Genomic DNA, 13,068 nt, shown 5'->3' on the forward strand with positions numbered 1-13,068 from the left:
GGGTTCGGAGTTCCGCTATGCGGACGTACCCCGGCCATATGGGACGAACGACGCTTCCCCGCCTCGAGTCCGGCCGGAGAATGAGCCCCGTGCGCCCCCTGTGCTCCGCAGCTGTGGGTTAGGTCGCGCTTACCGGCAGTGCAGCTCGGGCATCCACCGTCGTAGAGTCACTTGACGCCCGACCAGGTTGAGCCGACTCCCCCTCCCGCTTCGAGGACGGATATCGCCATGCCGCGTCCGACTGCCGCACAGCTCGCCTACGGGTCCGCCACCGTCATCGTCTCGACGATCGCCATGCTGCTGCTCTCGCAGACGAGCACGGGACTCGGCGTCGCGGTCATCTCCGCCGCCGCCCTCGCCCTCGGGCTCCTCGTCGCACTCACCGTGCCGATCCCGCGCCGGCGCGGCCGGCACGCGGCGACGGCCCGTACGAGGACCGCCTCACCGGTGCCCGACACCGTCCCGCAGGACGTGGAGGCGGCCGCCACCGCCTCCGAACACCCCGTCCACCACTGACCGTTCGGGCACAGCGCGGCGCGGGCGGCCTCCCACTGGGGAGACCGCCCGCGCGCTGAGCTGCGTACGCCTGCCGACCGCCGGACCGGTCAGCCGGACCGGACCACCACCGTCTTGCCCACCTTGTCGTGCAGACCCTGCTTGTAGGGCTTGTCCACGAGCATCGAGATGGCGAGTGCGATCGGCCACAGGCAGAAGCAGCAGATCAGCGTCGGCAGCCAGAGCACGGCCGCACGGGACAGCGCGGCGTTGGACTGCGGGACGCTGCCGTCGTTGAGCATCGCGACGCGCAGGCCCATCCACTTCTTGCCGAAGGTCTGACCGTTCTTCTTGGTGAACCACCAGTCGTAGCCGACGTAGGCGGCGATTGAGATCAAAGTCATGACCAGACCGCTGCCGCTGTAGGACTTGGTGATGACCTCGGAGACGTCCTCGCCGTTGTTCGTGTCCACCGTGTAGCGGTTCGTCCCGAAGGCCAGCTGGATCAGGAACAGCGGGACGGCCACGATCACCACGTCGATGATGCGGGCGGCGAGCCGCTTGCCGAAGTCGGCGAGCGGGGGCATCCCGGCCAGCGGGTCGGGCATGCCGCCGCCGTACGGGCCACCGCCGTACGGGTCGCCACCGCCGCCGTACGGGGGCGGCGGGAACCCTCCTCCACCTCCGGGCGGGGGCGGAGGGGGATGGCCGGACCCGCCGGTGGGCGGTGAGCCGTACGGCGAACCACCCGACGGGGGCGTCGGTTCCTGGGGCTTCTTGAGGAACGGGTCGTCCTCGGGCGGCTGGCCGGGCGGCGGCTGGTCGGTGCTCATGGCCCGAGTCGAACCCGGCCCGGCCCGACCCGCAACGGGGACGTGGCCATTCGGGGGACGCGCCCGTACGGGCGGCCCCGGGCGAGGCCCTAGCGGGCCACGTACGTGCGTGCCAGCCGGTCGTGGAGGGTCCGGCGCCGCGGGCGGTCCCCGAGGGCCCACACGGCCCCCGGGAGCCCCAGGAAGGCGTACACGAGCCAGCGCCGCAGGGCCGTGCCGAAGCGGGGCGGACGCAGGGTGGCGGCGGCCAGGACGCGCACGCCGAAGAGCTTCTTGCCCGGGGTGCAGCCCCAACGGGCGGTGGGCAGGGCCTCGTAGAGGACGCCGAAGACGAGGACGGCGCCGAGCACGAGTCCCAGCGAGCCCGCGATGGTGCCGTCGAACAGCCACACGGTGGTGGTCCGTCCGGTCGCCCGGGCGGCGTCCACCTTGGCCTGGAGGTGTGCGGTCGCCCCGGGCACGAGGGGCAGCGCCACCCCGGTCGCGACGCCCGCGTAGACGAGGGTGTCCAGCAGCCGGGCCGCGGCGCGGCGCCCGAACCCGGCCGGGCGCACGGCCCGTTCCGCCATCCGCTCGAACACGGCCCGCTGGGTGACCGGCCTCGGTGCGGCGGGCACGGCGGCGGGCGCGGCCCGCTCCGCGGACCTCACCGGCGCTACGGGCGCCTCGCGCTCCACGGGCTGCGCCACGGGCCGGGAGCGCACCGCCGGCTCGGCGGGCGGGACCGGGGCGGGGGGCCAGGCCTGGGCGGGAGCCGGGACCGGGGCCGGCGCCGGGGCGGCGTGGGCCGGGGCGGCGTGGACGGGGGCGGCGTGGACGGGGGCGGCGGGGACGGGGGCGGCGGGGGCGGGGGCGGCGGGGGCGGCCGCGCTGACCGGGGAGCGGGCCGACAGGATCCCGATGCCCTCGGGAGCCGCGGAGCCGGAGACCCGCGCGGGCACCGGCTGCGGCGCGGGTACGGGCGCGGCCACGGCCGTCTGGGCGGGGCCGGGGACCGGGACCGGCGTACGGGCCAGGGAGATCCCCGCCGGGCGGGCGGCGGGTTCGTTGCCCCAGGACACCCGGTGGTCGCGCGGCCCGCCGAAGCCGGACTGGTGGAGGGGGTCGGCCTGCCACACCACGGGCTCGGGCCCGGCTTCCGGCTCCGGTTCGGGCCAGCGTTCGGGCTCGCGTTCGGGCTCGGGTTCGCGTTCGGGCTCGCGCAGCGCCTCCGTGACACCGGTCTCGTCGAGGAACACCGGACCCGTCTCGTCCGCCGCGACCGCGGGGCGGCTCGTACCGGGAACCCAGTTCAGGCCGTTCCAGAACCTGACGTACCCGGGGATGGACGGATCGGGGTAGTAGCCCTCGCGGGCCGCGTGCTCGCCGTCACCAGGGGAGGCCGTCAATGTCCCCAACTCCGATCGTGGCTTGAGGCTTGTGCAGGGGTGGACCATAGCCAAGAACCGCCCCCCGACAGGTCCGGTAACGGGAGAATCCAAGCCTTTGAGCGAACGCGGTCTCGTACGCACGATTCCGGTCACCCGACAGAATTCGGCCAATCCTGAGATTGCCCCGAGAAGTCGCGTCATGCCCGGGCACTTCGGCGCTCTCTGCGGGTGTGGGACCGCTCACCGGCCCCGCTCACCGGCAGAAGTACGTACACCGCACCGAAGTGAGGCCGTCATGCACCACCCCGTCGTCGAACGCGAGCTGGAACTGAAGCTGGTCCTCTCCCCCGAGCGCAGCATCCCCGTCGCCGCCCGGCTCCTCTACCTCACGGACGACCCGTACGCCGTCCACATCACCTTCCACACCGGTTCCAGCACCCCGGTCAACTGGACCTTCGCCCGCGAACTGCTGGTCGAGGGGGTGTTCCGACCGTGCGGCCACGGAGACGTCCGGATCTGGCCCACGAAGGTCGAGAACAAGGCCGTGCTGTGCATGGCGCTCAGCTCCCCCGACGGGGACGCCCTGCTGGAGGCCCCCGCCGCGTCCGTGTCCACCTGGCTGGAGCGCACCCTGCGGATCGTGCCGCCCGGCACCGAGGCCGAGCGGCTCGGCCTCGACGACGCGCTGGCGGAGCTGCTCACCCCGACTCCGGCCGACGAACTGTGGATGCGCGACCCGTGGCCGTCGGACGAGTCCGCGGACGGGGAGTGACCCCGTCAGAACAGCTTGCCCGGGTTGAGCAGCCCCTCCGGGTCGAAGGCGTGCTTGACGGCGCGCTGCATCTCCAGGCCCACCGGGCCCAGTTCGCGGGCGAGCCATTCCTTCTTCAGGACGCCGACCCCGTGCTCCCCCGTGATGGTCCCGCCCAGCGCGAGGCCCAGCGCCATGATCTCGTCGAAGGACGCGCGGGCCCGCCGGGCCTCGTCCTCGTCCGCCGGATCGAAGCAGACGACGGGGTGGGTGTTGCCGTCGCCCGCGTGCGCGCAGACCCCGATGAGCAGGTCGTGCTCGCGCGCGATGGCCGCGGTGCCGTCGAGCATCTCGGCGAGCCGGGTGCGCGGTACGCACACGTCGTCGATCATCGTCGCGGGCCGCAGGGCCTCCAGCGCGGTCAGGGACATCCGCCGGGCCTGGAGCAGCAGTTCGGACTCGGCCTCGTCCTCGGCCGGTACGACGGCGCTCGCCCCGGCGGCGGTGCACAGCTCGCCCACGGCCGCCAGATCGGCCGGCGCGTGCGGGGTGTCGAAGGCGGCGAGGAGCAGCGCCTCGGTGGTTTCGGGCAGGCCCATCCGACCCAGCGCGTTGACGGCGCGGACGGTCGTACGGTCCATCAGCTCCAGCAGCGAGGGCGTCAGACCCGCCTCCATGACGGCGCAGACGGCTTCGCAGGCGGCCGCGACCGAGGGGAACTCGGCGGCGAGCGCGAGCTGGCGGGGCGGTGCGGGGCGCAGCGCCAGGACGGCACTGACGACCACGCCGAGGCTGCCTTCGGAGCCGACGAACAGACGGGTGAGGTCGTACCCGGCGACCCCCTTCGCGGTCCGCCGGCCGGTGCGCATGAGCCTGCCGTCGGCGAGGACCACGTCGAGGCCGAGCACGTACTCGGCGGTGACCCCGTACTTGACGCAGCACAGGCCTCCGGAGGCGGTGCCGATGTTCCCGCCGATGGTGCACTGCTCCCAGCTGGAGGGGTCCGGCGGGTAGTACAGGCCCCGCTCGGCGACGGCGCGGGAGAGGACCGCGTTGACGACTCCGGGCTCCACGACGGCGATCCGGTCGACGGTGTCGATCTCCAGGATCCGGTCCATCTTCACGAGGGACAGCACGATGCAGCCGTCGGAGGCGTTGGCCGCGCCCGACAGGCCCGTGCGGGCACCCTGTGGGACCACGGGGACGCGCAGCGCGTAGGCGGTGCGCATGACGTGCTGGACCTGTTCGGCGGTGCGGGGCAGGACGACCGCGGCCGGGGTGCCGGCGGCGCAGAAGCTGGCCATGTCGGTGGCGTAGGAGGCGGTCACCTGGGGGTCGGTGAGCAGGGCCCCGGCGGGGAGGCCTTCGAGGAGCATCGCGTGGAGCCGCTCGTGGGACGACGCGTGGGACGACGTGTGGAGCCGGGTGGAATCTTCCTCATCCATGGGGCCAGCGTGACAGTCGGGGCCATCGGTGTGAACACGCCCACGACGCTCTTCGGACACCTCCGCGAACTCATCATATTGACGCACAGTGACCCCATGGATCCCATGCGTCAGGCTGTGCAGCCCAAGAAAGCGCCGCCCGAGAAGGCGTCGGCCGAGGAGCGGCTCCTCGAGGAGCCGCAGCCGCGGCGGGCGGAGTTCCGCCAGCCTGCCCCGTCCGTGAACCTGACCGGCCGCAAGACCCTGGTGGCGGCGGCGGTCGCGGTGGTCCTGATCGCCGGAGCCCTGCTGATCCGCCCGGCCCGCGGGGGCGACGACGCCCGTCCGCCGGGACCCGGCGAGCGGGCCCGCTCGGCGGTCGGGATGGGCGCGCCCGCGGCGGCGGTGGACCTGTCGGCGCTGGTCGCGGACCGGGAGAAGTGGCTCGCGGGCCACGCCGACGACGACGCCTCGTGGGCGGTCCTCGGGTCGGCGTACCTGGAGCAGGCGCGCCGGACGGCCGATCCGGCCTGGTACCCGAAGGCGGAGCAGGCCCTGAAGCGGTCGCTGGAGGTGCGCCCGGTCGAGAAGGGGAACTTCGACGCGATGACGGGCATGGGCGCGCTGGCCAACGCCCGGCGGGACTACGGGACCGGGAAGCGCTGGGGCGAGCTCGTACGGGCGCAGGCGCCGAAGCGGTGGACGGCGTACCCGGTGCTCGTGGACTCCTACGCCGGGCTCGGCGACTACAAGGCGGCCGAGAAGGCCATGGAGCGCCTGGTGGACATGCGGCCGGGGCTGGCGGCGTTCGTCCGTGCCTCGCAGGTCTACCGGGACCGCGGCTGGCGCGAGGACGCCACCATGTCGATGGAGCACGCGGGCGGCGCGGCCAAGGCCCCGGCGGAGAAGGCCTACGTGCTGTTCCGGCTCGGGGAGCTGGCCTGGGAGCGCGGCGACGAGACGGAGGCGCTGCGGCAGTACGAGGCGGCGCTGCGCACCGATCCGGCGCAGGCGGACGCGCTGGGCGGGCGGGCCCGGGTGCTGGCCGCGCTGGGGCGGGGCGGGGAGGCGGTACGGGACTACCGGCTGGCACTGGGCCGGGCGCCGCTGCCGAGGCTGTCGCTGGAGCTGGGCGAGCTGCTGGAGTCGCTGGGGCGGGGCGACGAGGCGCGGACGGTGTACGAGGGCCTCTCCGCGCTGGCCGGCCGGGGCGGCGCGGGCAGCGGCGCGGGCGCCAGCACTGGCGGTGGCGCGGGCGCCGGCACGGGCGGCGGGGTCAACGAGGCGCTGGTCCTGGGCCAGTTCGAGGCGGACCACGGCGAACCGGCGGCGGCGGTGCGACGCCTGACGGCCGAGTGGGCACAGCACAAGAACCTGCAGGTGGCGGACGCGCTGGGCTGGGCGCTGCACAAGGCGGGCGACGACACGGCGGCGCTGGAGTACGCGAAGCAGGCCACCGACAAGGGGCTGCGGCTCGCGGAGTTCTCGTACCACCGGGCGATGATCGAGCGGGGCCTGGGGGACGAGGCAGGGGCGCGGCGCCACCTCCAGGAGGCGCTGCGGACCAACCCGCGGTTCTCACCGGTGCGGGGGCCGCTGGCGAAGGACGCCCTGGCCTCGATCGGCCAGCCCCCGGCGGGCGGTCCGGAGAACATGCAGCCCACCACCCCGTGGGTGGCCCCGGAGCTCCCGAAGGCGAAGCCGAAGCCGGGAGCGAAGCCGGGCCCGAGCCCCAGCCCCTCAGGGCACTGAGCTCGGGCCCGGACGGGCCCCGTGGGGGGTCCGTGCCCGGTGGAGCGGGGCCCGTCGGCGGGCCCGGCGCCACCGGGCGGCGCGGGTCGGTGGTGCGGGTCGGCGGTGCGGGCCCCGCGGTGCGGGCTAGAGGTTGCCGCGCTTCTCCTGCTCGCGCTCGATCGCCTCGAACAGGGCCTTGAAGTTGCCCTTGCCGAAGCCCATCGAGCCGTGGCGCTCGATCATCTCGAAGAAGACCGTCGGGCGGTCCTGCACCGGCTTCGTGAAGATCTGGAGCAGGTAGCCGTCCTCGTCGCGGTCGACGAGGATCTTCAGCTCGCGCAGGGTCTCGACCGGCACCCGGGTCTCGCCCGCCCACTCGCCGAGCGTGTCGTAGTACGAGTCGGGGGTGTCCAGGAAGGTCACGCCCGCCGCGCGCATCGCGCGTACGCTGGCGACGATGTCGTTCGTCGCGAGGGCGATGTGCTGGACGCCGGCCCCGCCGTAGAACTCCAGGTACTCGTCGATCTGCGACTTCTTCTTCGCGATCGCCGGCTCGTTGATCGGGAACTTCACCTTGAGCGTGCCGTCCGCGACGACCTTCGACATCAGCGCCGAGTACTCGGTCGCGATGTCGTCGCCCACGAATTCCTTCATGTTCGTGAAGCCCATGACCTTGTTGTAGAAGGCCACCCACTCGTTCATCCGGCCCAGCTCGACGTTGCCCACGCAGTGGTCGATGGCCTGGAAGATCCGCTTGGCCGGGGGCTCCACCATCGGCGCGACGGCCACGTAGCCCGGCAGGTACGGGCCGGTGTAGTCGACGCGCTCGACCAGCGTGTGGCGGGTCTGGCCGTAGGTGGCGATGGCGGCGAGCACCACCGTGCCGTGCTCGTCCTTGACCTCGTACGGCTCGTCCAGACCGCGGGCGCCGTGCTCGACGGCGTACGCGTACGCCGCCCGTGCGTCCGGCACCTCGATCGCGAGGTCGACGACCCCGTCGCCGTGGTCGGCGACGTGCTCGGCGAGGAAGCGGCCACGGTCGGTGGACGCCTTGATGACCGAGGTGAGGACGAAGCGCGCGGCGCCGTTGGTCAGGACGTAGCTTGCCGTCTCGCGGCTGCCGTTCTCCGGTCCGGAGTAGGCCACGAGCTTCATGCCGAAGGCCGTCGAGTAGTAGTGCGCGGCCTGTTTGGCGTTGCCCACGGCGAAGACGACCGCGTCCATGCCCTTGACCGGGAAGGGGTCGGCCTTGCGCGCGGTGTGCGGGACGGTGTCGAGAGGCTGGGTCTCAGTCATGAGCGCAGAGTCCCGCCGTTCCACAAGATGCGCAATAGTTTCCATTTCTGCTGTACAAGCTGCACAGCTTGAGCGGAGGATGGCTGGAATATCTGCGCACTATGACCACCCCGGAGGTGCCCGTGGGAATCGATGAACTCGACGGCCGGCTCATCGTGCTGCTCGCCCGGGAGCCCCGGATCGGGGTCCTGGAGGTCTCGCGGCGGCTCGGAGTGGCCCGCGGCACCGCCCAGGCCCGGCTGGACCGGCTTCAGTCGAATGGAGTCATCCGCGGCTTCGGCCCGCAGGTGGATCCGGCGGCCCTGGGATACCCGGTGACCGCCTTCGCCACGCTGGAGATCAAGCAGGGGCAAGGGGCCGACGTACGGGCGCACTTGGACGGGGTGCCGGAGGTCCTGGAACTGCACACCACGACCGGGCAGGGGGACATGCTGTGCCGGCTCGTGGCCCGCTCCAACGCTGACCTCCAGCGGGTGATTGACCGAGTTGTCGGGTTTGATGGCATTGTTAGGGCTTCAACCGCGATTGTCATGGAAAATCCCGTACCTTTGCGGATCATCCCCCTGGTCGAACAGGCGGCCGAGGACGACTGACCCAGGCGAAGGGAGCGGTGAGGCGGCGTGAGCTTCTGGAGCTACCTGTCCAACCGCCACCAGCAGCTGCTCACCGACGCCTTCCAGCACGCCAGCGCCGTGTTCCAGTGCATGCTGATCGCGACCGTGCTCGGCATCGGGATCGGAGTCCTGACCTACCGCAGCGGCTGGGCCGGGAACCTCGCCGTCACCTCCACCTCCACGGTGCTGACCGTCCCGTCCCTCGCCATGATCGGCCTGCTGATCCCGCTGGTGGGCCTCGGCGTCGCACCCACCGTGATCGCCCTGACCCTGTACGGACTGCTGCCCATCGTCCGCAACTCCATCGTGGGGCTGCGCGGGGTGGATCCGGCCCTGGTCGACGCCGCCAAGGGCATCGGGATGTCCCGCGCCGCCCGGCTCCTGAAGGTGGAGCTGCCGCTCGCCTGGCCGCCGATCCTGACCGGGATCCGGGTCTCCACGCAGATGCTGATGGGCATCGCCGCCATCGCGGCCTACGCCTCCGGGCCCGGCCTGGGCAACGAGATCTTCCGCGGGATCGCCTCGCTCGGCAGCGCCAACGCCATCAACCAGGTCCTGGCCGGGACGCTGGGCGTCGTCGTCCTCGCGCTGCTCTTCGACGCCGCGTACGTCCTGCTCGGCCGTCTCACCATCCCTAGGGGCATCCGTGTCTGAGCCGACGAAGACGACCGGGCCGACGGGGCCGACCGATCCGGCGATGACTGCCGCTGCGACCTCCGGCGCCGCCATCCGGCTGGAGAACCTCACCAAGCGCTACCCGGGCAATCCGAACCCCTCCGTCGACGAGGTCTCGATGGAGATCAAGGCGGGCGAGACGGTGGTCTTCGTCGGCCCCTCCGGCTGCGGGAAGTCCACCACCCTCAAGATGATCAACCGGCTGATCGAGCCCACCTCCGGCCGAATCCGGATCGGCGACGAGGACGTCACCGACATGGACCCGGTCAAGCTGCGCCGCAAGATCGGGTACGCGATCCAGTCCTCCGGGCTCTTCCCGCACATGACGGTCGCCGAGAACATCGCCCTGGTCCCGAAGATGACCGGCTGGTCCAAATCGAGGGTCAAGGACCGGGTCGAGGAGATGCTCGACCTGGTCGGCCTGGACCCCCGCGAGTTCCACGGCCGCTATCCGCGCCAGCTCTCCGGCGGCCAGCAGCAGCGCGTGGGCGTGGCGCGGGCACTGGCCGCCGATCCGCCCGTCCTGCTGATGGACGAGCCCTTCGGCGCCGTCGACCCCATCACCCGCGACCACCTCCAGGACGAACTGATCCGGCTCCAGCACGAACTGCACAAGACGATCGTCTTCGTCACCCACGACTTCGACGAGGCCATCAAGCTCGGCGACCGGATCGCCGTACTGCGCGAGCGCTCGCACATCGCGCAGTTCGACACCCCCGAGGCCATCCTCACCAACCCCGCCGACGACTTCGTCTCCGGATTCGTCGGGGCCGGCGCCGCTCTCAAACGGCTCAACCTGACCCGCGTACGGGACGTGGAGATCGCCGACTTCCCGACCGTCTCCGTGGACGACCCGCTCCAGCAGATCTTCAACACCCTGCGCACCGGCCAGGGCAACGAACTGCTGATGCTGGACCGGCGCGGGCGCCCGTACAAATGGCTGCGCCGCGGCGACCTCATGCGCGCCAAGGGATCCCTCGCACGGGCCGGCCAGCTCGTGCACGACACGGTGACCCGGGACGCGACCCTGCACGACGCCCTGGAGGCAGTCCTCATCGACAGCGGCGGCCGGGTCGCGGTCACCGGGCGGCGCGGCGAGTACATCGGGGTCGTGGACATGGAGACGCTGATGAACTCCGTCCACGAAATGCTGGAGGCCGACCGGCTGACGGCCGCCGAGCACGCTCACGACCTGGAGGAACTGCGCCACCACCGCACGGAGCGGGACCTGGAGGGCATCGAGGACGGTTCGGGCGGATCATGAGTCCCCGGAATCCCGTCACCCCCGAGCGCCCGCCGGGCGAACACGAGGTCAAGGGCGTCGTCTTCCGCGACGAGGAGCTGACGGAGGCGGCCGCGCAGGCGCCCGCCCCGCCGGTCCGCGCCCCGCGCCGGCTCACCTGGGCCAAGCTCGTCACCCTGCCCGTCGTCCTGGCGCTGGTGCTGCTGGCCACCTACCTGTGGATCACCAACGCCACCCTCGACACGATCGCCGAGAACTCCCTCGCCAACGGCAACGTCCAGCTCCGGCTGTGGCAGCACGTGCAGCTCACCGCCGTCTCCACCTTCTGGGTGCTGGTCATCGCGATCCCGCTCGGCATCGCCCTCACCCGGCGCGGCCTGCGCGGGGCGGCCCCGCTGGTCACCGCGATCGCCAACATCGGGCAGGCCACGCCCGCCATCGGGCTGCTGGCCCTGCTGGTCATCTGGCTCGGCATCGGCCCGTCGACCGCGATCATCGGCATGGTCGCCTACGCCGTCCTGCCGGTGCTGTCCAACACCGTCGCCGGGCTGCGGGCCATCGATCCGCAGCTGGTGGAGGCCGCGCGCGGGATCGGGATGTCCTCCATGGGGACGCTGGCCAAGGTGGAACTGCCGCTGGCCGTCCCGCTGATCCTGGCGGGCGTGCGGACCGCCCTCGTCCTCAACGTCGGCACCGCGACCCTGGCCACCTTCGGCGGTGGCGGCGGCCTGGGCGACCTGATCACTTCCGGGATCCAGACGCAGCGGATGCCCGTGCTGGTGCTGGGCTCGGTGCTGACGGTGGCCCTCGCGCTGTTCGTGGACTGGCTGGCCTCGCTCGCCGAGACGGTCCTAACGCCGCGCGGGCTGGAGGCGTAGATGCATGGGCTCAGGGCAGTACGGGCATCCGCGGTACGGACGGCCGCGGTACGGACGGCCGCCGTGCGGACGGCCGCGGTCTCGGCGGCCCTGCTGCCGCTGCTGGCGGTGACGCTCGGGGGCTGCGGCCTCAAGAGCGGATCGCCGATGGTGGACGACGTCGTACCGGGCTCGGTCGGCCAGGGGCTGCCCCTCAAGGGCGCCTCGCTCACGGTCACTTCGAAGAACTTCAGCGAGAACATCGTCCTCGGCCAGATGATCGGCCTGGTGTTCAAGGCCGCCGGGGCGGAGGTGCTCGACCGGACCAACCTGCCCGGCTCGATCAGCGCGCGCGAGGCCGTCCGGCAGGGCGACGCGGACGCGATGTACGAGTACACGGGCACGGCCTGGATCACCTACCTGGGCCACGACAAGCCGGTCGAGGACCCTTACAAGCAGTGGGAGGCCGTACGGGACGCGGACGTGAAGAACGGGGTGGCGTGGCTGGCGCCGTCCACGCTCAACAACACGTACACGCTGGCCATCAGCAAGAAGAACAACGGCAAGTACGGGCTGAAGACGATGTCCGACGTGGCGAAGCTCTCCGTGGAGAACCCCACGGCGGTGACCGTCTGCGTGGAGAACGAGTTCGCCTCGCGCGAGGACGGGCTGCCGGGGATGGAGAAGGCGTACGGGATGAGGATCCCGGCGGGCAACGTCATGAAGATGGACGCCGGGATCATCTACACCCAGGTCTCGAAGTCCGACTCCTGCCTGCTGGGCGAGGCGTTCACCACGGACGGCCGGATCAAGGCCATGGACCTGGACACCCTCGTGGACGACCGGCACTTCTTCCCCAACTACAACGCGGCGCCCGAGCTGCACGCCAGGACACTGGCCGAACACCCGGCGATCGCTGGGTTGCTGGACCCGGTGACGAAGCGGCTGACGACAGAGACGGCGCAGCGGCTCAACGCACTGGTGGACGTGGAGGGGCGGGACCCGCACGACGTGGCGAAGGAGTGGCTGATCGGGGAGGGCTTCATCAGGGCGGGCTGAGGTCGAGGCTGAGGCTGAGGCTGAGACTGACGGGCCTCCCGGAGTTGCAAAGAAGTCTATGCAAAGAAACCCTTGCATAGACTTCTTTGCAACTCTATCGTTGAGGCATGCCCGAGAAGAGCGCCGAAGCCCCCAAACCCTCCAACCCTTCCGAACCACAGGTCCGCACCCTCGACGCCCAGTCCCTGCGCGGTCTGGCCCATCCACTGCGCATCCGCCTGCTCGGCGCCCTGCGCCAGGACGGCCCGGCCACGGCCTCCCAGCTCGCGGAGCGGCTCGGCGAGTCCAGCGGGGCCACCAGCTACCACCTGCGCCAGCTGGCCGCGCACGGATTCGTCGAGGACGCGCCCGAACACGGCAAGGGCCGCGAGCGCTGGTGGCAGGCCGCCCACGACGGAACGAGGTTCGACGAAACGCTGGTCTTCAGCGAGGACCCGACCACCCGCGGCGCGGCCGAGGTCTTCCTGGCCGAGATCCTGAAGATCCACACCCAGGAGATGGGCAACTGGCTGGGCCAGGCGCACAACTGGTCGGTGGACTGGCGCCGGGGCTCCGACCTCAGCGACTTCACCCTGCAGCTCACTCCCGGGCAGAGCCACGAGCTGATCTTCAAGATCCACGACCTGATCAACAGCTACCGCGACCTGCCGCTGGAAGAGGGCATGGAGACGGTCCGCCTCCACACGCACGCCTTCCCCCGCCACGCCGGCGAGTGAC

The 13,068-nt window shown here is 71.8% G+C and carries 13 protein-coding genes; 9 read left to right on the top strand and 4 right to left on the bottom strand.

What is annotated here, in order from left to right; all coding sequences use genetic code 11:
- Positions 1-228 precede the first annotated feature (228 nt).
- A complete protein-coding gene (locus AC3IYJ_RS14800; RefSeq protein WP_489401758.1) occupies positions 229-516 on the top strand; it encodes a hypothetical protein in 288 nt (95 codons plus the stop codon).
- A gap of 89 nt (positions 517-605) precedes the next feature.
- On the opposite strand, the gene AC3IYJ_RS14805 is transcribed toward AC3IYJ_RS14800, so the two are convergent.
- Together AC3IYJ_RS14805 and AC3IYJ_RS14810 are read right to left on the bottom strand one after the other, a co-directional pair.
- On the bottom strand, positions 606-1,328 hold the full coding sequence (locus tag AC3IYJ_RS14805; protein ID WP_489401759.1) for an RDD family protein: 723 nt from the start codon (positions 1,326-1,328) through the stop codon (positions 606-608).
- A gap of 89 nt (positions 1,329-1,417) precedes the next feature.
- Positions 1,418-2,716 carry an RDD family protein gene (locus tag AC3IYJ_RS14810; protein WP_489401760.1) on the bottom strand — a complete coding sequence of 433 codons (1,299 nt, stop codon included), beginning with the start codon at positions 2,714-2,716 and terminating at the stop codon, positions 1,418-1,420.
- 277 nt (positions 2,717-2,993) lie between these two features.
- On the opposite strand from AC3IYJ_RS14810, the gene AC3IYJ_RS14815 reads away from it, so the two are divergent.
- A complete protein-coding gene (locus tag AC3IYJ_RS14815; protein ID WP_489401761.1) occupies positions 2,994-3,470 on the top strand; it encodes an SsgA family sporulation/cell division regulator in 477 nt (158 codons plus the stop codon).
- 5 nt (positions 3,471-3,475) lie between these two features.
- Here AC3IYJ_RS14815 and AC3IYJ_RS14820 read toward each other — a convergent pair whose 3' ends face one another.
- A complete protein-coding gene (locus tag AC3IYJ_RS14820; protein ID WP_489402816.1) occupies positions 3,476-4,825 on the bottom strand; it encodes an FAD-binding oxidoreductase in 1,350 nt (449 codons plus the stop codon).
- A 165-nt stretch (positions 4,826-4,990) separates the two neighbouring features.
- Here AC3IYJ_RS14820 and AC3IYJ_RS14825 point away from each other — a divergent pair, with 165 nt between their 5' ends.
- Positions 4,991-6,625, top strand: coding sequence for a tetratricopeptide repeat protein (locus tag AC3IYJ_RS14825; protein ID WP_489401762.1), 1,635 nt, complete (start codon positions 4,991-4,993; stop codon positions 6,623-6,625).
- Positions 6,626-6,751: 126 nt separating this feature from the next.
- On the opposite strand, the gene hppD is transcribed toward AC3IYJ_RS14825, so the two are convergent.
- Positions 6,752-7,903, bottom strand: a complete 1,152-nt coding sequence (gene hppD, locus AC3IYJ_RS14830) for a 4-hydroxyphenylpyruvate dioxygenase (RefSeq protein WP_489401763.1) — start codon at positions 7,901-7,903, stop codon at positions 6,752-6,754.
- Positions 7,904-8,025: 122 nt separating this feature from the next.
- On the opposite strand from hppD, the gene AC3IYJ_RS14835 reads away from it, so the two are divergent.
- The 6 genes from AC3IYJ_RS14835 to AC3IYJ_RS14860 all read left to right on the top strand — a co-directional run bounded on the left by AC3IYJ_RS14835 (position 8,026) and on the right by AC3IYJ_RS14860 (position 13,067).
- On the top strand, positions 8,026-8,496 hold the full coding sequence (locus AC3IYJ_RS14835) for an Lrp/AsnC family transcriptional regulator (protein ID WP_489402817.1): 471 nt from the start codon (positions 8,026-8,028) through the stop codon (positions 8,494-8,496).
- 27 nt (positions 8,497-8,523) lie between these two features.
- Complete coding sequence (locus AC3IYJ_RS14840) at positions 8,524-9,171, top strand: ABC transporter permease (RefSeq protein ID WP_489401764.1); 648 nt, start codon at positions 8,524-8,526, stop codon at positions 9,169-9,171.
- A 43-nt stretch (positions 9,172-9,214) separates the two neighbouring features.
- Positions 9,215-10,456: a betaine/proline/choline family ABC transporter ATP-binding protein gene (locus tag AC3IYJ_RS14845; protein WP_489402818.1), complete on the top strand. Its 1,242-nt coding sequence runs from the start codon at positions 9,215-9,217 to the stop codon at positions 10,454-10,456.
- Positions 10,453-11,313, top strand: coding sequence for an ABC transporter permease (locus AC3IYJ_RS14850; protein ID WP_489401765.1), 861 nt, complete (start codon positions 10,453-10,455; stop codon positions 11,311-11,313). Before AC3IYJ_RS14845 ends, AC3IYJ_RS14850 begins: the two co-directional genes overlap by 4 nt.
- The gene (locus tag AC3IYJ_RS14855) at positions 11,314-12,351 is read left to right on the top strand and encodes a glycine betaine ABC transporter substrate-binding protein (RefSeq protein WP_489401766.1); all 1,038 of its coding nucleotides are present in this window, start codon (positions 11,314-11,316) and stop codon (positions 12,349-12,351) included.
- Positions 12,352-12,458: 107 nt separating this feature from the next.
- Entirely contained in the window at positions 12,459-13,067 is a 609-nt protein-coding gene (locus tag AC3IYJ_RS14860) for an ArsR/SmtB family transcription factor (RefSeq protein WP_489401767.1), read from the top strand.
- The last annotated feature ends 1 nt before the right edge of the window (position 13,068 follow it).

The sequence above is a fragment of the Streptomyces sp. GL_140 genome (assembly GCF_057834465.1).